Below are 17,095 nucleotides of genomic sequence, written 5' to 3'. Positions count from 1 at the left end.
CCTGTCGGCCGGTTCGGGCTGGGCGGGCGCGTCCTCGGGGCGGTAGCGCACGCCGTTGATGATTCTCATGTCGACGCCCATGGCTCACTTGCCTTCCAGGACGACGAAGAACGCGGGACGCCAGACGACCTGGGCGGCGCGCAGTTCGGCGCGCACGTAGGTGAGGTTGCGGGCGGCGTAGTCCTTGTGCTGGTTGAACGCCTCGACGCTCAGGCCGCTGCGGTCGAGCAGGGCGAGCTGCTTGAAGTCGCCGACGATGATCTTGCCGGGTTCGATCTGGTCGCATTCGACGAGCGGGCGGCTCCACACGGTGGTCGGGCCGACGGAGAACGGGCCGTTGCCCATGAACCGCTTGTTGACGTCCTGCATGAGGTCGATCTTCTCGGCGTCCTCGGGGTTGATGAGGATCGCGTTGGCGGACGCGCCGACGTTGCGCAGCTTGGTCAGGCTCTTGCGGATCGCGATGACGATGTTGCGCGCCTCGTCGTCCGCCTTGTCCCATTCGCCGGCCTGCACGCCGGTGGTGTTGAGCAGGCCCTTGGGCTGGCCGTTGGTGCCGCTGCCGTTGAGCAGCGTGTCGGCGAGCTTGAGGCCGAAGCTGTAGTCGAATTCGCTCTGCAGGAAGCTGGCCATGGCCTGGTCGTCCTGCAGCAGCTGGTTGGTGACGGTGTAGCCGTCCGCGTACTGGTAGACCTTCGCGGTTTCGAGGTTGGTCGTGAACGTGGACTGCGGTTTGATGGTGTCGGTCGCGTCGTCGCCGGTGTTCTCGGGCACGATGCCGGTGTTGCGGGTCACGCTGGTGATCTGCAGGTATTCGAAGTCGCCGCTGGTGGTGCCGCGGCTGATGTAGTCGAGCAGGGTGACGGCGGGACGGTTGACCAGGTCGACGGCGGGCATGCGCACGTTCTGCGGCTGGCCGATCTGCGTGCCGATCGCGTTGCCGGCCTTGGACTGGTAGTATTCGGCGAGGCTGCCGACCGGGGTCTTGGCGATACGGATGTCGCCGCCCACGCCGAACGTGTCGGCGTTCTTGTGCCACTGCTCGTACGCCTTGCCGGCGGTGAAGCGCTGGCCGAGATCACGGCCCGGCGCGTCCTCGGCGTCGTTGTCGGCCTCACCGGCGGTGATGTCGCCGGTCTTGAACAGCGCGTCGATGCGACGCGTGTTCTCGGTGGCCTTGGCGAGCACGGTCTTGAGGTTTTCGGCTTCGGAGGCGTGCTGGTCGAAGGCGGTCTGTTCGTCGGCGGTCAGGTCGCGGCCTTCGGCGCGGGCTTTGGCGAGGATGTCCTGCGCCATCTTGACGTGCTTGTTGATTTCGTCCTGGATGTTCACTGTTGTTCCTTTCGGTTGGGGGGTTATTGGATGGTGAGCAGTCGGAGGCGGCGGTCGGCCGTGTCCAGATGCGGGGTGGTGGTGGCGTCGTGCGGTTCGGCGGCCCGCTTGGCGGGCTGTTCGTCGGGTTTGAGGCCGAGCACGGCGGTTTTGGCGCTGACTTCGGTGGATTGGTTCATGCCGATGGGGCAGATGCTTACCTCGTACAGGTCGAGGTTGCGCAGCTCGTAGTAGCCGGGCGTGTAGCTGCCGTCGTCGTTGCGTTTGCCGTCGACCCATGCGCCTTCTTTGACGTCGTAGGCGAAGCTCATTTGTCCGACGCGTCCTTCCTTGAGGAGTTTGGCGACCTGCTGGCCGACGTCGGTGCTGGTGTCGATTGTGCCGGTGACCTTGAGCCCGTGGTTGTCCTCTTCGGCGGTGTCGGTCATGCCGAGGTTCTTGAACGGGTCGCTGGTTTCGTGGTTCCAGTAGACGGGCACGCCTTTGCCGTGGTCCGGGTAGCGTTCTTTGAGCGTGTCGGCGAAAGCGCCCTTGACGATCTTGTCGCCGCCGAGGTCGATGTTGTCGAACACGCTGGCGTAGCCTTCGAATCCGACGGTTTCCTCGCCCGTTTCGCCGGTGGCGGTTTTCGCTTTGACCGGCGTGCGAATGGTTTTGGTCAGAATCATTCGGTGTCTCCTTCCTGGTTGGTATCGTTGGCGTCGTCGAGGGTGGCGTTGCCGCGGCTTTCGGTTTGGCCGTCGTTGGGGCTGGTTTGCCCGCCGACGAGCACGTTGAGCGGGGTGACGATGCCGTCGCCGCCGTCGATCTTGGGTTTGTTCATGAGTTCGCGCGCCTCGTTGGTGGTGTAGATCGGCCGGCCCGTGGCGGAGACGAGCGACTGGATCTGGGCGGCCGGGTCGCCGCGCAGCTGGGCGTCGCGGTCGAACTCGAGGTAGAGGCCCTTGTCGTAGGACTGCAGGCGGTCGCGCAGGCACAGGTTGATGGTCTGTTCGAGCTGGACGATGTACGGGTCGAGGTAGGTGCCGTACAGCATTTGCTTGAACGCGGCGAGGTTGGAGAAGTTTCCTTCCCTGATGCCGATGATTTCGGGCGGGATCCCGTACGCGTTGGCCACGTCGATCTTGACCTTGTCACGCGCGTTGAGGTCGTCCACGTCGATGGGTTTGAAGCCGGCGACCACCTCGGCCTTCATGCCGTCCTCCAGAAGGAAGCCTCCGCCGCCGGATCCGCCGCCACGGGTGAAGTTCTTCATGCCGGACAGGAACCGGTCGCGCGCTTGGGGGCTGGACCATTCCTTGTCGCGGGTGATGACCAATGGCGCGCGGATCCCGTGCTTGTTGATTTCGGCCCGGTATTCGAGGCTGGCGTCGTATTCGTCGAGGATCTGCCGGAGCCGGCGGCGTTTGGGTTCTCCCTTGCCGGAGGCGAACGCGTAGCCGACGCTCATGATCAGGCCGTCCGTGCGGATGTCGAGTTTGACGGGTTGGGTCTCGTCGATCCACACCTTCGCGCCGATCGGCTCGTCGAGGTCGTCGACGAGCGGCCGCCACCGGCGGACGGGGATACGTCGCAGACGAAGCCCGTTGGCTGGGGTTTGCTCAAAGATCGCGAGGTAGCGGTCGGCGAGGAGCCCGTCCTGGATGAGCGCGTACCAGAATTGGGACGGCGGTATGGCGGGGTTGCCGCTGGGGTTGGCGACGAGCGCGGCAAGCGTGCCGTCGCGGACGCGTTCCCTGCCGCCGTCCGGCATACGCCGGTAGACCTTGAGCGGCAGGCTGCTGATCATGCGGGCGATGAAGTCGGTGACTTCGCGCAACGGGTGGCTTTTGACGCCGTGCCCGTCGGTTTCCGCGTCGTAGCTGAGCAGCGGTTGTCCGGCGTCGACTATTTCGATGTTGTTGGAGGCGGCCCAGTCGTTGAGCCGGCCGTTGCTTTCGAAGTAGAGGCTCACTGGTTCACCGCCTGGATGTAGTCGATCCGGTCCTCCGGCAGGAGGATGATCCCGTCGGCCTTGGTCGCCCCGGCGAGATGGTCGACGGCTTCGGCGTCCTTGATTTCGAGCCATCCGGTGGAGTAGGCGGCGAGCGTGCCGCGCAGGGTGATGGCCTGGGTGGCCGCGATGATACGTCGTCCGACGAGCCGGCGCAGCGGATGCTTGGTGAAGTACATTGGCGTCTCCTTTCAGAAGCCGGCGAAGTCGTAGACCTCGTAGGCGCTTTTCTCCGGTTTGGGCGGCTCGCAGGTTTCGAGCGCCCACAGAGCGACGGTGATGGCGGCGACGCCGCTGATGTCGACGAGCGACCGGCGGCGGTCCCACGCCTCGTTTTCGGCGATGACCTTGGTGACGCCGCCTTCGATGGCCGTGTCGACGAGGGGCTGCGGCGCGTGGACGAGCCGTCGTTCGCGTACCCGGTCGCGCAGGCGGCCGGTGGCGAGGCCGATGTGGCTGCCGTCGACCTCGTGGACGGTGAAGCCGAGTTTGGCGAGCGGTTCGATGAATTCCATGGCCGGGCATCCCTTGGATTGGATGGCGACCTCCCACATGCCGGATTCCTCGGCGAGCTGTTTCATGTAGTCGGGCACCCACATGAGGCCCTTGCGGTGTTCGCGCAGGCTGACCACGGGCCGGTTGTCCTCGTCGAACACGGCGGCGGCGATCCACGTGTACGATCGGTCGACGCTCACGTCGAGCCCCCATACGGTGCGCGCCCCGTAGGGGATGCGCACTTCGAATGGTTTTGCCATGCACTCGTTCCAATCGTTGACGTCGATGTAGCTGTCGATCTTGGCCGTGACCCATTGGCACAGATGTTCGGTCCGATAGTCGGCGTCGGGGCTGCCGACCATTTCGGCGAGCACGTTTTCGACGGTTTGCGCGCCGTAGCCGATGGACGGGTTGGCCTGCAGGATCGCGGCGACGTCGTCCTTCGCGCAGTCGTCCGGCGCGCTCCATTCGAACAGGCCGATGGAGCAGTCGTGCCCGTCCTTGTACTGTTCGGCGGTCATGAGCCGGATTCGACCTTGCGCCGCCAGTCCTGGATGAATTCGATGGCGGCGGCCCGCTGGTCAGCGAGGACCACGCTTCTGGCGTCGCCGGCGTTGCTGATGCCCCACAGTTGTCCGTTCCAGAAGGACAGCGTCGTCGGGGACAATGCCTTCCACGCGTCCCATGTGGTCTGTTCGCGCAGCTCGTCGAGGATGACGCGCGCGGCCGGCTTGCCTCGCGCGTTCTTGGCGGCGCGGATCTCGTAGTGCGCGAGACTGCGCGCTTTGATGTATTCCTTGCCGTTGGTGTCGCTGACCTTGGCCGTGGCCCGCTGCAGGGTCGGGATCGCCACTTCCTGTTCTTCCTCGGTTTTCGGATCGTTCTCGCACCATGTCTTGACGGCCGTCCATGGTTCGCGGGCGATGTCGAGGTTCTGGGCGGTGCCGACGATCTTGAACTTCAACGGGGGCACGCGGTCGGGGTGCCGCACTGAGTCGACGAACAGCCACCAGGCGGCGAGCACGCTGGCGAGCATGGTCTTGCCGTTCTGCCGGGCGACCAGCACGATGATGCGGCGGAACCGGTAGGTGACGCCGTCGTCGAGGAGTTCGAGCGCGTGGATGAGCAGCCATCGCTGCCACGGGTAGAGATGGACGCGGAGGATCTGTTCGGCGAAGTCGATGACCTCGTAGCCGAGCGACGTGTCCGGGGTGAGTTCGCGCAACGGCCGCGTCCAGATTCTCGGTTCGGTGCGACCATGGTGCTTTGCCATGACCCTGCACCTCCCCTAGCTATGTGCCGAAACGTTTCAACCGGAACGCGGTGAGCTCGTCCACCGGCTCGGCCTTCTTGGCCTCCCTCGTCTCCCCCGCATAGTCCTGCAGCTGCCGGCGGGCCTCCGGCGTGGCTCCTAACGCCTGTAGCACGTTCATCAGATGCGGCACCAGGTAGAGCGCCTTGGTGACCTCCTGCCCGATGCCGTGGGTGACGGCGTAGTCGATCTGACTGGCGATCATGCGCCCGGTCTGCACCACCGCCTTGTCCTCCGGCTCGATGTTGCCGGCGAGCGCCTTGACGGTGTCCTCGTAGGCTTTGAGCAGTCCCTTCTGCGCTTTGGCGGGCGCGTCGAGGAGGCGGAGTCGTTGTTCGCTGATCTTGAGGCATTGGTCGATGGCTTTGGAATCCTGTTGGAGGGCGAGCGGGTAGATCTGCCGGTAGAGGCTGTCGAGTCGTTCGATTTCGGTGGCGCGTGCGGTGTCGGGGTTTTTGCCGGATTGCGCGGCTTTGAGCGCTCGGGTGATCGCGGCGTTCGCGCTGGTGGTGGACCGGTAGCCCATTTGAGTTTTGATTTTTTCGATGGGTACTGCGGCGAGGAAGAGGCCGAGGGCCTTGTCGTCGGATTCGGCGGTCATGGGTTGTCCTTGGTGAAGTCGTGGGGTTGGCCGTCGAGTTCGGGGAGGGTGCCTGTGTATTCCTGGAATCGTCGGCAGATCATATCAGCGTATTTCGGGTCGAGTTCGACAATGAGGGCTTTCATACGTAGGCCGTGGGCGGCGATGAGGGTGGAGCCGCTGCCGGCGAATGGGTCGTAGACGATGCCGCCTGGCCTGCAGCTGTTCTTGAGCATGCTCTGGATGAGTTCAACGGGTTTCATCGTGGGATGCTCCCTGCTGGCGTTCGGCTTGGGGAAATGAAATACGTTTGACTGTTTGTTGTCGCCTCGCCAGTGTTTGCTGCCTCGGCCAAGCCGTCCACCCCCCCCCCTGCGGTGAAGCCGTAGCCGATCGGCTCGTATTCGTCGAGCGGCTCGTCCGGCAAAGTGCCGGCGGCAATGGTTTCAGTCTGCCGCTGGTAGTCGGAGTGGCCGAGGGTGAACATGTCCTTGACCCAGATCAGGGTTTGCCGCCAGCGCAGACCAACGGATTCGACGGCCTGCTGGAATTGGATACGCAAGTCATCGGGAAAGGCCATATAAAACGGGCAGCCGGGCTTGCAGATCCTGGTGGCGATCTGAAACGCCTGGCGGGTGATGTCGACCGCCTGCCCCGGATCGGCGTCGTTCTGAATGGTGAGGCGATCCTTGGTGAAGCCTTTGTAGGCGACGCCGTACGGCGGATCGGTCCAGATGCAGGAGGGCTGTCCGATCATGCCCACGGCTTTGGTAACGAGCTGTTCGTCGGTGCTGGAGCCGACCACGAGGAGACTGTCGCCCAGCTTCCAGATCTGACCGGCCTGGGTGAACGGCTTGCGCGGCGTGGCCGGCACGTCGTCGGGATCCTTCAACTCCGTAGGAGACGGTTTCGCCGCCGCGATGATCTCGGCGATGTCGTCCGCCTCGTACCCGGTGCCCACGGTCGGCGCTTCGATGCCCGACAGCACCTCGGCGAGCGCCGCCGCATCGTATCCGCCGAGATCGGCGAGCCGATTGTCCGCCACGACGATCTGCGCGGCCTGGTCGGCGTCGAGGTCAACGGTGACGGCCTGAATGGTGGTCCAGCCGAGGCTCTTGGCCGCCTGCCAGGTATGGTTGCCGGCCAGAATCTCGTTCGGGATGCCAGTCTTGGAGCCCTTGTTGACGACGATCGGCTTGTACTGGCCCCTCGCCTTCAGGCTTTCCGTGATCTTGGCCACATTGCCGCGCCGCGGATTGCGATGATACGGGGTCAGCGCGTCAATCGGGAACGATTCGGTCTGAAGCTCGACCATTTACGCCTCCTTCCCAAGGAAAACCAGCGAAAAAACGAGGAAAAACCAGCCCCAAGCGCACGCGCGCGATGGGGTGGCAAAAAGGCCGGGGAGAGAGAAAAACTCGGGCACGGTGGGTGGTCCGGCCGAGGCCGTCAGCAAATCCGAACGCCCCTACCCGACGCCGAAATCAGAGAATGTGATACACGATCGCGCCGCCGGCGGCGAACCCCTCGAGCACCAGACTCGTGTGCTCGTCGCCGGCACCCACGTAGAGGACCGCATCGACCTTCAATCCACGCGCCAAACCGATCGGCGCGTACGCTTCCAGCCGACCGCCCGCATCATTCGACGAGCGCAGGTGATTCGAGCCAGCCAGCGTCTGCCTAAGCCTCGCCTTGCCCGCCCGATGACGCACCGTATTGTACGCGGAGCGAACCGGCGGCATGTACCGGCCGAGGATCAGCACGCGACACGACGGATTCTCATCAAGCATCATTGCCAGCCTGGCGCATACGCTCGAATCGTTGTCCATCATGTCCTCCTTCAAGATCACCACCACGCGGGAATCACGTCACCCATGTCCAGCTTCGGCTGACCATCACCGCGCTCGCGGTTGCATTTGCGGTGGCTGTGTCTGAAGCCTGCGGGATCCTCTTGCAGTTCGGGGTATTCACTGACCGGATAGTAGTGGTCGAGTTCGTGGCTGAGGTCGGTGGTGCCGGGCGGGACGCTGTAGTCGATGCGCTTGTGACAGATCCAGCAGTCCGCTGCCGGGTCGCCTGCCGCGTCGAGCCGTTGGCCTTCCTCGAAGAAAGCTTTCTTGAGTTTGCCGAATGCCCTTGAGTGGGTGCGCTTGCCGCTGATGTGAACACCTCCGTGGATACAAGAAAGCCCCGCGATCCGTGAGGATTACGGGACTTTGCCTGCTAGATGGCCCCACCCATCTACACCGCAGGCCATCTGTATCATGTGTACCGCGCCAAATCGTTTTCTTCTAGGGGCATCGGCGTGTCGCGTTTAGAGGTCGCCGGCGTCGAAGCGTTTGATGATGCTGCCGATCTGGTAGGTGCGTCGGCCGTTGGCGTCCTCGGGGCCGACGACGATCTTGCCTTCCTGCGCCCAGCGTTGGATGGTGCGCTTCGATACCTTGAGTCCCCAGCTAGTGAGCCATTCGCTCAATTCGCCCGCGGTCTTGGTCGTCCGGCTGGAGCGTAGCCGGCGCAGTGTTTCCTCGCGCAGCCACGTAAGATCCACGAGCTGGCCGCATTGGCTGCAGTAGGCGGCTTTCGACGCGAGCGGCGCGTAGATCCCCGCGTTGCAGGCCGGGCAGTGTCCGGCGAACGTGCGCGGCTCTCGCGGCTCGAACATTGCCCACACCTCGCCGGCCAGCTCGCGGGCCGTGGCCGCCAGCTGCGGCGCCACCGGCGACCTGTCGACGTCATGCAGCGCGGCGATCGCGCGAAGCATCACGGCCACATCGTCCGACTCCCCCGGCTTGAGTCCCAGCAGCAGGCTCGCGTTGACCGCGTACTCGCGGATCCTGGACTGCAGGTCGAACGCATCCGTGCGCAACGGCAGCGGCGCCACGCCCTGATTGCCGCGAGCGCTGTTGTGGTGTGGGTTGGGGTTGGCTTGTTTGGTGGTGATGAGGGTGAGGTCTGGTGTGAGGGCGGCGAGTTGGGTGCAGTCGGTTTGGTATTGCCAGGTGCATTGTTTGCAGATGGTGTGGGGGTTGGTGATGGGTTGGTTGCAGGTTGGGCAGGGGTGGGTGTGGGTCATGATGCTCCTTGGTTGTCGTGTTCTGTCGTGTTCTATCGGTTGGCATCAGGCCCGTTTGTATTATGTCGTGGTTTTGGTGGTGGTGCCTCGGTGTTTTCCTCCCCAGATGCCGGTGATTGGGTAGCCGTAGATGGTGTGGGTGGCTGCGTAGTGGCCGCATTGGGTTTTGACGGGGCAGGTGTTGCAGATGGCTTTGGCGGCGCGTTCTTGGGCGGGGGTTTGGGGGAAGAAGATTTCGGTGTCTTCGCCTTGGCATGCGGCTTTGGTCCACCAGTCGTCGGTGGTCATTGCGGGTCGGCTCCGTCTGCGTGCGCCCAATCGCAGGACAGGCTGTGGGCGCCCTCCACGCAGGTGACGTATCTGGTTTCGCCAATCGGGACCTTGTATGAGCACAGGGCGTATCCGGCTCCCTGGTCGGCGCAGTCGATCTGTCCCTGTCCGTCTTCGGATACCGTCTGTCCGCAGCCGGCGAGCGCACTAATGTAAAATCCGGCGCAAACTAATGTGATGATGCGTTTGGCTAATGTGGTTTGGTTCATTGTTCGTTCTCCGGGATGGGTTTGTTGAGGGTGAGGCCGAGCCAGCGCCAGAGGAGTTCGGCGTCGTTCCAGTCGATTGGGAATGGGTTGGTGGTGTTTGGCCAGCACATGAGTTTTCGGCCGTGGATTGGGTCGTCGGTGGTGAGGTTGAGTCGGAGGCCTGCGTCTGGGTCGTTGCGTGTGTGTGATTGGATGGAGAGTTCGGTTTTGGTGCTCATGCTTGTTCCTTGTTGTGCCAGGCGTAGGTGGGTGGTTGTGGGAGGATCCAGAGGTGGCGGATGTTGTGGATGTTGACGAGGTCGGGTTCGGGTGGGTAGATTTCGACGGCCCAGACGTTGCCGAGGGTTTCTTGTTTGATGCGTTGGAGTTCGTCCCAGGTGATGCCGTCTTTCCATTCGTTGGTGCGTTTGTCGCGTTGGATGCGGTTGATGCTGAGGCGGGTGTGGCCGTTGCGGTCGTGGTAGAGGGCGGCGAGGTAGTCGCGGGATTGCCATTGGCGGATGGGTGCGTTGATGCCGTTGATGGCGGCGAGTGCGGTGTAGGCGTCGGGGACGGGGAGTTCTTTCATGTGGCGGGATTTGATGATGGTGGTGGGGTTGGTCATTGGTTGGCTTTCGGTTAGAGGAGGGTGAGGGTTTGGGCGCATTGTTTGCTGCAGTAGGTGTGGCCGTATTGGTGGCGCCAGCCGTGTTTTCGGGCTTTGTGCCATGCTTCGTTGAGGTTGGGGGCGAAGCATTGGTGGGTGGTGGCGCATTGGTCGCAGGTGAAGCGGTAGATGTGGGTGATGATTTGGATGGTCATTGGAGTGCGGTTTGTTGTGCGGTGGTGATGATGGTTTTGGCGGTGAGGCGGTAGATGGCTTTGTTGCCGGGGAGCATGGTGTTCCAGGCGGCGTCGGTGTCGAGGAGGAGGCCGTTGCGGGTGCAGTCGAGTTCGTGGAGGCGGCGGGCGGCGACTTCGATTTCCTGGTCGGTGGGGGTGCGGCGGGAGCAGGCTTTGTAGCCTTGGGCCCATGCGTTTTGCAGGTCGCTGTCGAGGTAGGTGGGGTCGTTGTCGTGTTGGCGGGTGATTTCCTGGTCGATGATGCTCATTGGTTTGACTCCTTCGGTGATGGTGAGGGTTCGGATGTGTGGTTGGAGGATCCTGGTGTGGTGGCGGGCGTCGATGCTGAGGATGTGGAAGCCTTGTAGGTGTTGTTCGGTGTCGTCGAGGGTGAAGCGGGTGGTGGCGTAGGTGCTGTTGGTGGGCGGGTGGGCTTTGAGGTGGCCGTCGATGATGGTGCCGTTGGTGGTGGTGATGATGCAGCGGCGGCCGTCGAGCTGCGTGGGGCTGGCGGTGTGCCAGTCGATGGTGGCCTGCACGATCCCGCCCATTAGAAGTCCTCTCCCGGCAGGTCTTCGCGGTTGAGGCGGATCGCGCTGGCGACCATGGCGACCGCTTCGGCCGGGGCGAGCCCGTCGGCGAGCGCTTGTTTGAGGCTTGGCCGCCATTGGGCGCGGGTTTCGGGGGTGGGCAGGAGGCTGTTGAGGATGGTGCTGTTGGCGAGGATCCTGTCGGTGCTGGCGTTGAGTTGCTGGTCTCGGGTCATGGGCGTGGCGTGGGGTTGGGGGTGGTGTCGTGGTGGTTGGGTGGTTGGTGGCGCGGCGGAGCCAGTTGCGGAAGCCGGCGGCGGGATCCTTGGGGATGCGGCCGTTGGCGAGACAGGCGTCTTGGTATTTGGCGAGCTCGTAGGCGGCGTCTTGGCCGGTTTGGGTGGCGATCTGGAGGTGGGTTGGGTCGGGGGTGAGGGCGAGGAGGCGGGTTACGGGATCCTCGACGTCGTCGCCGGCGCCGTCGTCGGCGCTGCTGGTGGTGGTCGTGGTTTTTTCGTTGCGGGCGCGCGTACTCTCTCTACTCTCTAATGATTCATAGGATTCATGTTGATTTGTGTGCACGTATGCGTGCACCCCAGCTGCACCCCTGTTGCACCCCTGCTGCACGTCAGCTGCACCCCTGACGGGGGTCGGGTCGGCCGTTGAATCGTCGTCGTCGTTTTGGGGTGCATATGCTGCACCCCTGGATTCGGTGTCGCTCGCGTTCGATGCCGCGCTCGGCGCGACGGGCTCGGGTTCCGTGGTGGTGTCGATGGCGAGGTCGTAGACCTTGGGGCGTCGGTTGGCGGGCAGGTAGGCGAGGAGGCGTTGGTCGCCGTAGCGGATGACGCCTTTGGCGCGCAGTCGGCCGAGCCGGTCGATGATGGTGCGGCGGCTGATGGGCGTGCGGAACAGTTCGATGATCGTGTCGATGCTTTTGCCGAAGCCGCGCCCGTCGGAGTCGACGTTGTCGGCGATGATCATGAGGAGTTTGAATTCGATGGGGTCGAGGTCGGTGGGTGCCTCGTACATGGCCCATTGCATTGCCTTGTTGCTCATGGTGGTCTCACTTTTTGAGGAGTTTGAGGGCGACCTGGTGGCCTTCGTCGGTCAGATGCCATTGGTCGTAGAAGTCGGGGTGGATGAGGCCGCGTTCTTCCAGGGCTTGGAAGGTGCGGCCGTTGTTGCGGTCGACGGGGTATTCCTGCCGGTTGAGCATACTGATCAGGAGGTCCTGCATGGTGCGGGTGAGTTTCAGGCGTGCCATGAGTCCTCCCCGGTGAGCGGCCACAAATGACGGCTGGCGTCGCTGACGGCCCTGCGCGCCTGACGCAGGTGGCCGATCGCGAGGGTGAGGTCTTCGAGCACGTCTTCGCTGGCGCCACGGTCTCGGATCGTGTTGAGCAGGGTGAGCGCGTGGTCGAATTGGCTGCCGGTCAGGTCAAGCTGCACGCAGTCGGCGGCCCACCGGCGACGGGCCTGCCGACTGGTGGTGTTGGATGCCGTCATTGCTCGTTCCAATCATGCTCAGACCAGTAGGCGGCCGCTTGGGCGATGTACCGGTCGACCTGCTCGGCGTGGGGCACGTATTCGCCGTGATGGCGCCGCTGCGCCCAGAGCGTGCCGAGCGCGACGGGCGTGAGACGGTCGACGATCCCGCGCCGGGTCAGGCCGGTCGCGTGCAGGGCGGGCATGAGGCGCCGGCCGGTCTGCGAGTCGGTGACGGTCGCGATCGCGTGGATGATCAAACCGTGCCGGTGCGCGTCGATGCTGAGTTCCAGATAATCGTTCACTTGAAACGGGTCACTGCTCCTTGTCAGGGTCCAACGCGTCGGCGCACGCCTGGACGAGGTCGGGTAGGTCGGTTTTGTCGAGGATGAGGGTGAGACGCTGGTCGCCGTTGCGGATGCTTTGGGCGGTCCAGTCGATGTTGGTGAGGGTGAGGCCGATGGTGCGGTCGGTTCTGGTGAGCGCGGCGACTTTCATTCGAGGGGATCCTTGCTGTAGTCGCGAATGGTGGGGTTGGTGGTGTGGGGGCGGCGTCGGCGGCGTGCTTTTTGGCGTTGGTGTTCGATGGTTTGGCGGCGGTGCTTGTGCTTGCTCATTGGGTTGTCCTTTCGGTTGGTGTGATGTGGAATTCGAGGATGTGCTGTCCGGGTGGCGCGGTGTTGGGGCTCATGCGGTAGAAGGGGCCTTCGACGTGGTGCCAGTTGTCGTCGGGCCACAGGCCGGCTTTGGTGAATCCGTCGATGATGGGCTTTCCTACGTTGTCGGCGTTGCTGGGGTCGGCGCGAGCTCGTCCGCGGGGCGGGTAGCGGACGTAGACGTCGAGACGGCAGTGGTCGAAGGCGAGCTGGTCGTGTTGGCTGCGCCAGTTGACGGCGGCGGCCCAGCCGAGTCGTTTGAGCTGTTGCATGAGCCGGTTGTGCGCGTACCAGTTGCCGTGCGAGCCGTTGTCGTTTTTCCACAGGGCCTTGGGGATGGTGATGGTGATGGTGTGCGTGGTCATCGTCGGGTTTTGCCGGTGGTTTTGGCGGCCTGGTGTTGGGCGAGGACGATCCATCGACCGGGATGGTGGTGGTCGGGGGCGATTTCGCTGTGCCAGGTGCCGGTGGGGGCGGCGTTTTTGAAGGTGGCGAGGGTGTTGTGGTTGATGCGGCGGCGGACGCTCATCGCGGCGCGCCGGTCGAGGTCGTCGGCGATGATGCCGATGCGTCCGGAGAAGCGGACGAGGGCCTGGGCGGGTTTGGTCCACCGGGTTTCCGGCTTGGGACTGTCGGTTTCGATGTCGTCGGGCCAGTCGTCGACGAAGCGGACGGCTTTGAGCAGGATCATGTCTTCGGCGGTTTCCTCGGTCATGAACCCGGCCTTGCCGTTGCTGGTGTTGACTTCGGTGAAGCCGAGCGCGGTGAAGTATTCGCTGGGCGTGGCGGGCGGTGTTGCGGGGGCGGTGGTTTCGACGGTGGCGGGCATGGCGGGGTGCTCCTTGGGTTTCACGATGGGTTTCACGGTGTTGGGGGTGGTTTTCATGTTGGGGACGGGATGGTTGGTGCGCTTGCACCAGCGGATGAGCGCGATTTTTTCGCCGTGCTCGAGTTTGTCGACGCCTTCGGTGACGGCGATCCGGTAGAGGTTGTTAAGGTCGCCGTCGCTGTATTTCGCTGCGGTCATGAGCGTGTGTCCTTTAGTTCCAGGGGTCGTTGGGGTCCTGTGCCGCATATTGGGCGGCGTACGGGTCGGCCGGCGCCTGCTGCTGCGCCGTCGGGGCGTGGCGCGGACCGGCGGCCCGTTGGATGCGTTGGATGCTTGCGGTGGCGCGTTGCAGGCTGGGACCGATGTCGTCGATCAGCCAGACGGTCGACCATGCGGTCGATCCGTCGTCACGCTGGTAGGTGCTGGTCTTGGGGCGGACGCTGGCGATGACCTGGTCGCCCTTGCGGAACGTTTGGGCGATGTGGTCGGCCAGGTCGCGCCATGCCTCGCACCGCCAGCTGGTGGGGGTCACGTCGACCGGATTGCCGGCCGTGTCCTTCTCCCAGCCGGACGAGAGCAGGCGCAGCGTGACCACGCTCACCCCGTTGCCGGTGGAGCGCAGTTCCGGGTCGGCGGCGAGCCGGCCGCGAATGGTGGCGGTGCTGGGATCCTTTGCCATAAGGCGTTATTCCTCCTTGTGATCGTGATGATGGTCGTCGTCGGGGTTGTCGTCGTATTCGTAGGCGAGCGCGCCGAGGATCGTTGCGCCGAGCAGGCAGCAGAATCCGGCGAGCAGCAGGATCGCGGACGCTCGGACTGTGCCGGCCAGGATTAGGACCACGCCGGCAACGGCGCAATAGACGGTGAGAATGATCAGCATGTCGTATCCCACCGGTTATTCCTCGAACCGGCCGAGATATTCTTCCATGGCCTTGCGGGTCACGCGACGCCAGCTTTTCGTGCCCCGTCTGGTCAGCGGGCGGAAGGTGATCAGCAGGCCGGAGTTCGCCGCGACGAGGAGCGCGTGATAGTCCACGCTCCACACTTTCGCGGCCTCGTGCAGGGTCCATGCCTCGCGATTGTGCAGGGGCACGTTGTTCAGGGTGACGTTCACCCCGTCGGCGCGCAGGTCGCGGCGCATTTCCTTGGCTGCGGCCGAATACGGCGGCAGGCAGCCGGCGAGCGCGGTGCGTTCGAGGATCGAGGTGGTGTCACTCATTGTCGTCATCTCCTAGGCTTTTCAGGCTGGTGGTGAACCAGGCGGTCGCGTTGGGCAGGAGCAGGAGGCTGCCGGCGATCGTGTATGCGGCGAGGGCGAGCAGGTTGGTGATCGGGTGGGCGCAGCCGGTGTGGGTGAGCAGCCATGCGAGCGCGGCGAGCGCGCTGATGGCGAGGAGTGGTTTGGTGTTCATTGCTGGTCCTCCAGGCGGGTGATGACACGGTCGAGTTCGTCTCGCCACTGTTTGAGGCTGCCGAGGGATTCGACCAGGGTGATGGTGTTGCCTCCGGGTCGGCCGCCGCCGGGTAGGAGGATGCGGACGGTCGCGTCGAGGCGGTTCTTGTGGGTGATGATGTCGAGTGCGCTCATTGCTGGTGCTCCTTTAGAAAACGGCGAAGGGTCGGTCGCCTTGCAGGGCCTCCTTGATGACGGCCGGCAAGGTTGGGGTGGCGAGTTTGGTGGCTCGGTCGAGGATTTCGGCCGGGTTGAGGTCGAGGGCGCGGCAGGTGTCGATGTAGTCGTCGAGGCTCATGCTGCGCGTGCGGAATCGGCTGGTGACGGTTTGTCGCGTGATGCCGAGTTGTTTGGCGAGGGTTTCGCGGGTGACTCCTTTGGCGCCGGCGAGCCGGGCGATGGTTTCGATCGCGATTTGCCCCGCCGTGAGGGTGGTAGAAATCTTTTCCATATCCTCAATGGTAAAGCTCTTTACCAAAGAGTCAAGCTGGCTTGCCGTATTGTTGGAAAAAAGTCTTTCCATCTGTACGATTGCCTCCATGGCCACTAATGGACGGGAATGGACGGAACTCGACCGCGAGCTCATGCGGCTCATCGGCAAAGCGTGGGACGGGCGAGATCCCCGGCCGTCGAACCGGGCGGTCGCCAAGGCGATCGGCGTGACGCATCCGCGGGTCGCCGACCTCATGGCGGGACTGCACGGCACGCCCACCGTGGACGAGTACTGCAACCTGTGCATCCTGTTCGGCCTCGATCCGGGGCGTACGCTCAATGAGGCGCTGCGCGCCGTCTCATAACCGTTCATCGCGTCTCCTTGCCGGCGGCGAGCGCCGGGGTGGTGTGGGTTTTGATCCAGTCGGCGAGTTTGGCGGCCTGGTCGAGGCTGAGGGTGATGTGGCCGGAGCCGGTGGTGTCGAGGAAGCGCAGGACGGTCGCGTCAATGGTGACGCTTACGGCGATCCCGCCCTTGTTGGCGGTCTTGCCGATCCAATGCCAGCGGTGGCCGATCGCGTCGGCCAGCACCGCGGCCTGTTCCAATGGCAGGATCCGCGTCGCGCCGTTCCCGTCGTGGTCGAGATCGCGCAGGGTCAGAATGATCCGCCCGGCGCGCGCCTCGCAGTGCAGGGGTCGAGCCCCTTCCTCGTGATTGAAGAAAACAAGCGTTCGATTCGCCATCGCAATCACCTCACATCGTCGTACTCGGCGGAGTCAAGACGTTCCGCCGCCGCGACGATCGAAGAAAGCGGGCGCTGGACTGCGTAGGCGATGCGCCTTAATTCGTCAAAGTTGAAGATCCCGACGTTGATCTTCCGGTTCAATGTATTGCGAGGTATGCCGGCTTGGTCGGCGAGCGCGGTCTGCGTCATGTTCACCTCCGCGAGGACTTGCTTTATTGCAATCCCTAGATGTTTTTGATCAAGCAACTTTTGTTTCATATGAAACATGTTATGACGCAAGGTGCGTTACTCAAAACTCGGCGTGTCTCATATGAAACCAATTTGCCTCATAAATAAGTAAAATGACTCATATGCCAACAGGAAAGAAGACCGCAACGATTGAATCGAAGACGCTCTCAATCGCAATCAAGAGAGCCATGGCCGTGCGAAACATCCGAACACGATCACTGGCCGAAGAATCAGGCGTGCCTTACGGCACCCTCCGTAGAATCCTCGAACTCAACACCGTGGCAGACTACGAACAACTACGGAAGATAGCCGACGCCCTACGCATGCCACTTTCCTCCATCATCGCGGACGCCGAACGCCTCACCCAAGATGAGGGAGTCGTCGAAGATTACCTCTCTTCCGAGCTTGCCCCCGAGCGAACCAATAATCGAGACATCAACGCAGCCCGCAATCTGCTTCGCCAAGGCAACGACGATATAGACATCGACTCATGGGCTAACCAGATCAAGGCCGAGAACTCCATGAGAACCAACAACTAAAAAACGTCCCGGCGCTCGCCAATGAGCGTCGGGACACATCAATTA

32 protein-coding genes are annotated in these 17,095 nt (G+C 63.4%); 2 read left to right on the top strand and 30 right to left on the bottom strand.

Annotation, left to right across the window (positions count from 1 at the left end; all coding sequences use genetic code 11):
* Positions 1–84: 84 nt before the first annotated feature.
* The 28 genes from BBIA_RS07280 to BBIA_RS14430 form a co-directional block, all read right to left on the bottom strand.
* The gene (locus BBIA_RS07280) at positions 85–1,332 is read right to left on the bottom strand and encodes a phage major capsid protein (protein ID WP_033496526.1); all 1,248 of its coding nucleotides are present in this window, start codon (positions 1,330–1,332) and stop codon (positions 85–87) included.
* Between the two features lie 23 nt (positions 1,333–1,355).
* Positions 1,356–2,000: an HK97 family phage prohead protease gene (locus BBIA_RS07275; RefSeq protein WP_051923884.1), complete on the bottom strand. Its 645-nt coding sequence runs from the start codon at positions 1,998–2,000 to the stop codon at positions 1,356–1,358.
* Positions 1,997–3,286 (bottom strand): phage portal protein, encoded by a 1,290-nt coding sequence (locus BBIA_RS07270; RefSeq protein WP_051923883.1) that lies wholly within the window; start codon positions 3,284–3,286, stop codon positions 1,997–1,999. The genes BBIA_RS07275 and BBIA_RS07270 overlap by 4 nt, the downstream gene beginning before the upstream one ends.
* On the bottom strand, positions 3,283–3,504 hold the full coding sequence (locus tag BBIA_RS14435; RefSeq protein WP_033496525.1) for a hypothetical protein: 222 nt from the start codon (positions 3,502–3,504) through the stop codon (positions 3,283–3,285). The genes BBIA_RS07270 and BBIA_RS14435 overlap by 4 nt, the downstream gene beginning before the upstream one ends.
* Before the next feature lie 12 nt (positions 3,505–3,516).
* Positions 3,517–4,341, bottom strand: coding sequence for a hypothetical protein (locus BBIA_RS13380; protein ID WP_051923882.1), 825 nt, complete (start codon positions 4,339–4,341; stop codon positions 3,517–3,519).
* The gene (locus BBIA_RS13375; protein ID WP_051923881.1) at positions 4,338–5,093 is read right to left on the bottom strand and encodes a hypothetical protein; all 756 of its coding nucleotides are present in this window, start codon (positions 5,091–5,093) and stop codon (positions 4,338–4,340) included. The genes BBIA_RS13380 and BBIA_RS13375 overlap by 4 nt, the downstream gene beginning before the upstream one ends.
* A 19-nt stretch (positions 5,094–5,112) precedes the next feature.
* Entirely contained in the window at positions 5,113–5,733 is a 621-nt protein-coding gene (locus BBIA_RS07255) for a terminase small subunit (RefSeq protein ID WP_033496521.1), read from the bottom strand.
* Positions 5,730–5,975: a DNA methyltransferase gene (locus BBIA_RS15105; protein ID WP_033496519.1), complete on the bottom strand. Its 246-nt coding sequence runs from the start codon at positions 5,973–5,975 to the stop codon at positions 5,730–5,732. Before BBIA_RS15105 ends, BBIA_RS07255 begins: the two co-directional genes overlap by 4 nt.
* A complete protein-coding gene (locus BBIA_RS15100; protein ID WP_202962039.1) occupies positions 5,972–7,027 on the bottom strand; it encodes a ParB N-terminal domain-containing protein in 1,056 nt (351 codons plus the stop codon). Before BBIA_RS15100 ends, BBIA_RS15105 begins: the two co-directional genes overlap by 4 nt.
* A gap of 169 nt (positions 7,028–7,196) precedes the next feature.
* Positions 7,197–7,544, bottom strand: coding sequence for a hypothetical protein (locus BBIA_RS07240; RefSeq protein WP_152600672.1), 348 nt, complete (start codon positions 7,542–7,544; stop codon positions 7,197–7,199).
* A gap of 482 nt (positions 7,545–8,026) precedes the next feature.
* Entirely contained in the window at positions 8,027–8,788 is a 762-nt protein-coding gene (locus BBIA_RS07230; protein WP_033496515.1) for a MerR family transcriptional regulator, read from the bottom strand.
* A gap of 60 nt (positions 8,789–8,848) precedes the next feature.
* Positions 8,849–9,076 carry a WhiB family transcriptional regulator gene (locus BBIA_RS07225; RefSeq protein WP_033496513.1) on the bottom strand — a complete coding sequence of 76 codons (228 nt, stop codon included), beginning with the start codon at positions 9,074–9,076 and terminating at the stop codon, positions 8,849–8,851.
* A 247-nt stretch (positions 9,077–9,323) separates the two neighbouring features.
* Positions 9,324–9,545 carry a hypothetical protein gene (locus BBIA_RS07215; RefSeq protein WP_033496510.1) on the bottom strand — a complete coding sequence of 74 codons (222 nt, stop codon included), beginning with the start codon at positions 9,543–9,545 and terminating at the stop codon, positions 9,324–9,326.
* Complete coding sequence (locus BBIA_RS07210) at positions 9,542–9,931, bottom strand: DUF7694 domain-containing protein (RefSeq protein ID WP_051923880.1); 390 nt, start codon at positions 9,929–9,931, stop codon at positions 9,542–9,544. Before BBIA_RS07210 ends, BBIA_RS07215 begins: the two co-directional genes overlap by 4 nt.
* A gap of 193 nt (positions 9,932–10,124) precedes the next feature.
* A complete protein-coding gene (locus BBIA_RS14255) occupies positions 10,125–11,738 on the bottom strand; it encodes a hypothetical protein (protein WP_156103687.1) in 1,614 nt (537 codons plus the stop codon).
* 7 nt (positions 11,739–11,745) lie between these two features.
* Positions 11,746–11,946 (bottom strand): helix-turn-helix domain-containing protein, encoded by a 201-nt coding sequence (locus BBIA_RS07180; RefSeq protein WP_033496505.1) that lies wholly within the window; start codon positions 11,944–11,946, stop codon positions 11,746–11,748.
* Complete coding sequence (locus BBIA_RS07175; RefSeq protein WP_033496503.1) at positions 11,934–12,188, bottom strand: hypothetical protein; 255 nt, start codon at positions 12,186–12,188, stop codon at positions 11,934–11,936. Before BBIA_RS07175 ends, BBIA_RS07180 begins: the two co-directional genes overlap by 13 nt.
* On the bottom strand, positions 12,185–12,472 hold the full coding sequence (locus tag BBIA_RS07170; protein ID WP_033496501.1) for a hypothetical protein: 288 nt from the start codon (positions 12,470–12,472) through the stop codon (positions 12,185–12,187). Before BBIA_RS07170 ends, BBIA_RS07175 begins: the two co-directional genes overlap by 4 nt.
* A 10-nt stretch (positions 12,473–12,482) precedes the next feature.
* Positions 12,483–12,665, bottom strand: coding sequence for a hypothetical protein (locus tag BBIA_RS07165; protein WP_033496499.1), 183 nt, complete (start codon positions 12,663–12,665; stop codon positions 12,483–12,485).
* Positions 12,662–12,784 (bottom strand): hypothetical protein, encoded by a 123-nt coding sequence (locus BBIA_RS15060; protein WP_274518579.1) that lies wholly within the window; start codon positions 12,782–12,784, stop codon positions 12,662–12,664. The genes BBIA_RS07165 and BBIA_RS15060 overlap by 4 nt, the downstream gene beginning before the upstream one ends.
* Positions 12,781–13,188 (bottom strand): RusA family crossover junction endodeoxyribonuclease, encoded by a 408-nt coding sequence (locus BBIA_RS07160; protein ID WP_033496497.1) that lies wholly within the window; start codon positions 13,186–13,188, stop codon positions 12,781–12,783. The genes BBIA_RS15060 and BBIA_RS07160 overlap by 4 nt, the downstream gene beginning before the upstream one ends.
* A complete protein-coding gene (locus tag BBIA_RS07155; RefSeq protein ID WP_033496495.1) occupies positions 13,185–13,850 on the bottom strand; it encodes a hypothetical protein in 666 nt (221 codons plus the stop codon). The genes BBIA_RS07160 and BBIA_RS07155 overlap by 4 nt, the downstream gene beginning before the upstream one ends.
* A gap of 13 nt (positions 13,851–13,863) precedes the next feature.
* On the bottom strand, positions 13,864–14,331 hold the full coding sequence (locus tag BBIA_RS07150) for a single-stranded DNA-binding protein (protein ID WP_033496493.1): 468 nt from the start codon (positions 14,329–14,331) through the stop codon (positions 13,864–13,866).
* Between the two features lie 6 nt (positions 14,332–14,337).
* Positions 14,338–14,544 (bottom strand): hypothetical protein, encoded by a 207-nt coding sequence (locus BBIA_RS07145; protein WP_033496491.1) that lies wholly within the window; start codon positions 14,542–14,544, stop codon positions 14,338–14,340.
* Positions 14,545–14,547: 3 nt separating this feature from the next.
* Complete coding sequence (locus BBIA_RS07140; RefSeq protein ID WP_051923879.1) at positions 14,548–14,871, bottom strand: hypothetical protein; 324 nt, start codon at positions 14,869–14,871, stop codon at positions 14,548–14,550.
* A complete protein-coding gene (locus BBIA_RS07135) occupies positions 14,864–15,064 on the bottom strand; it encodes a hypothetical protein (protein WP_033496489.1) in 201 nt (66 codons plus the stop codon). Before BBIA_RS07135 ends, BBIA_RS07140 begins: the two co-directional genes overlap by 8 nt.
* Positions 15,061–15,240 carry a hypothetical protein gene (locus tag BBIA_RS07130; protein ID WP_033496487.1) on the bottom strand — a complete coding sequence of 60 codons (180 nt, stop codon included), beginning with the start codon at positions 15,238–15,240 and terminating at the stop codon, positions 15,061–15,063. Before BBIA_RS07130 ends, BBIA_RS07135 begins: the two co-directional genes overlap by 4 nt.
* Positions 15,241–15,253: 13 nt before the next feature.
* Positions 15,254–15,556 (bottom strand): helix-turn-helix domain-containing protein, encoded by a 303-nt coding sequence (locus BBIA_RS14430; RefSeq protein ID WP_033496485.1) that lies wholly within the window; start codon positions 15,554–15,556, stop codon positions 15,254–15,256.
* An 88-nt stretch (positions 15,557–15,644) separates the two neighbouring features.
* On the opposite strand from BBIA_RS14430, the gene BBIA_RS14425 reads away from it, so the two are divergent.
* Positions 15,645–15,902, top strand: a complete 258-nt coding sequence (locus BBIA_RS14425) for a hypothetical protein (protein WP_033496484.1) — start codon at positions 15,645–15,647, stop codon at positions 15,900–15,902.
* Between the two features lie 4 nt (positions 15,903–15,906).
* Here BBIA_RS14425 and BBIA_RS07115 read toward each other — a convergent pair whose 3' ends face one another.
* Together BBIA_RS07115 and BBIA_RS07110 are read right to left on the bottom strand one after the other, a co-directional pair.
* On the bottom strand, positions 15,907–16,281 hold the full coding sequence (locus BBIA_RS07115; RefSeq protein WP_051923878.1) for a hypothetical protein: 375 nt from the start codon (positions 16,279–16,281) through the stop codon (positions 15,907–15,909).
* A 5-nt stretch (positions 16,282–16,286) separates the two neighbouring features.
* Entirely contained in the window at positions 16,287–16,541 is a 255-nt protein-coding gene (locus BBIA_RS07110) for a helix-turn-helix transcriptional regulator (RefSeq protein ID WP_338010485.1), read from the bottom strand.
* 92 nt (positions 16,542–16,633) lie between these two features.
* Here BBIA_RS07110 and BBIA_RS07105 point away from each other — a divergent pair, with 92 nt between their 5' ends.
* Positions 16,634–17,050 carry a helix-turn-helix domain-containing protein gene (locus tag BBIA_RS07105; RefSeq protein ID WP_051923876.1) on the top strand — a complete coding sequence of 139 codons (417 nt, stop codon included), beginning with the start codon at positions 16,634–16,636 and terminating at the stop codon, positions 17,048–17,050.
* Positions 17,051–17,095 lie beyond the last annotated feature (45 nt).

Origin of the sequence: Bifidobacterium biavatii DSM 23969 (assembly GCF_000741165.1) — a bacterium.
GTDB lineage: Bacteria > Actinomycetota > Actinomycetes > Actinomycetales > Bifidobacteriaceae > Bifidobacterium > Bifidobacterium biavatii.
Note: the sequence above shows the minus strand (reverse complement) of the source record. Positions and strands in the feature narration are given on the sequence as shown.

Coding starts and splice junctions, on each gene's coding strand:
- BBIA_RS15060 (WP_274518579.1), bottom strand. CDS start 12,784: ATGAGCAAGCACAAGCACCGCCGCCAAACCATCGAACACCAACGCCAA.
- BBIA_RS07275 (WP_051923884.1), bottom strand. CDS start 2,000: ATGATTCTGACCAAAACCATTCGCACGCCGGTCAAAGCGAAAACCGCC.
- BBIA_RS13380 (WP_051923882.1), bottom strand. CDS start 4,341: ATGACCGCCGAACAGTACAAGGACGGGCACGACTGCTCCATCGGCCTG.
- BBIA_RS07215 (WP_033496510.1), bottom strand. CDS start 9,545: ATGAGCACCAAAACCGAACTCTCCATCCAATCACACACACGCAACGAC.
- BBIA_RS07135 (WP_033496489.1), bottom strand. CDS start 15,064: ATGAACACCAAACCACTCCTCGCCATCAGCGCGCTCGCCGCGCTCGCA.
- BBIA_RS07115 (WP_051923878.1), bottom strand. CDS start 16,281: ATGGCGAATCGAACGCTTGTTTTCTTCAATCACGAGGAAGGGGCTCGA.
- BBIA_RS14425 (WP_033496484.1), top strand. CDS start 15,645: ATGGCCACTAATGGACGGGAATGGACGGAACTCGACCGCGAGCTCATG.
- BBIA_RS07130 (WP_033496487.1), bottom strand. CDS start 15,240: ATGAGCGCACTCGACATCATCACCCACAAGAACCGCCTCGACGCGACC.
- BBIA_RS07110 (WP_338010485.1), bottom strand. CDS start 16,541: ATGAAACAAAAGTTGCTTGATCAAAAACATCTAGGGATTGCAATAAAG.
- BBIA_RS07225 (WP_033496513.1), bottom strand. CDS start 9,076: ATGACCACCGACGACTGGTGGACCAAAGCCGCATGCCAAGGCGAAGAC.
- BBIA_RS07165 (WP_033496499.1), bottom strand. CDS start 12,665: ATGAAAGTCGCCGCGCTCACCAGAACCGACCGCACCATCGGCCTCACC.
- BBIA_RS07255 (WP_033496521.1), bottom strand. CDS start 5,733: ATGACCGCCGAATCCGACGACAAGGCCCTCGGCCTCTTCCTCGCCGCA.
- BBIA_RS07140 (WP_051923879.1), bottom strand. CDS start 14,871: ATGAGTGACACCACCTCGATCCTCGAACGCACCGCGCTCGCCGGCTGC.
- BBIA_RS14255 (WP_156103687.1), bottom strand. CDS start 11,738: ATGAGCAACAAGGCAATGCAATGGGCCATGTACGAGGCACCCACCGAC.
- BBIA_RS13375 (WP_051923881.1), bottom strand. CDS start 5,093: ATGGCAAAGCACCATGGTCGCACCGAACCGAGAATCTGGACGCGGCCG.
- BBIA_RS14435 (WP_033496525.1), bottom strand. CDS start 3,504: ATGTACTTCACCAAGCATCCGCTGCGCCGGCTCGTCGGACGACGTATC.
- BBIA_RS07160 (WP_033496497.1), bottom strand. CDS start 13,188: ATGACCACGCACACCATCACCATCACCATCCCCAAGGCCCTGTGGAAA.
- BBIA_RS07155 (WP_033496495.1), bottom strand. CDS start 13,850: ATGACCGCAGCGAAATACAGCGACGGCGACCTTAACAACCTCTACCGG.
- BBIA_RS07105 (WP_051923876.1), top strand. CDS start 16,634: ATGCCAACAGGAAAGAAGACCGCAACGATTGAATCGAAGACGCTCTCA.
- BBIA_RS07150 (WP_033496493.1), bottom strand. CDS start 14,331: ATGGCAAAGGATCCCAGCACCGCCACCATTCGCGGCCGGCTCGCCGCC.
- BBIA_RS07230 (WP_033496515.1), bottom strand. CDS start 8,788: ATGACCCACACCCACCCCTGCCCAACCTGCAACCAACCCATCACCAAC.
- BBIA_RS07210 (WP_051923880.1), bottom strand. CDS start 9,931: ATGACCAACCCCACCACCATCATCAAATCCCGCCACATGAAAGAACTC.
- BBIA_RS15100 (WP_202962039.1), bottom strand. CDS start 7,027: ATGGTCGAGCTTCAGACCGAATCGTTCCCGATTGACGCGCTGACCCCG.
- BBIA_RS07175 (WP_033496503.1), bottom strand. CDS start 12,188: ATGACGGCATCCAACACCACCAGTCGGCAGGCCCGTCGCCGGTGGGCC.
- BBIA_RS15105 (WP_033496519.1), bottom strand. CDS start 5,975: ATGAAACCCGTTGAACTCATCCAGAGCATGCTCAAGAACAGCTGCAGG.
- BBIA_RS14430 (WP_033496485.1), bottom strand. CDS start 15,556: ATGGAAAAGATTTCTACCACCCTCACGGCGGGGCAAATCGCGATCGAA.
- BBIA_RS07240 (WP_152600672.1), bottom strand. CDS start 7,544: ATGATGGACAACGATTCGAGCGTATGCGCCAGGCTGGCAATGATGCTT.
- BBIA_RS07180 (WP_033496505.1), bottom strand. CDS start 11,946: ATGGCACGCCTGAAACTCACCCGCACCATGCAGGACCTCCTGATCAGT.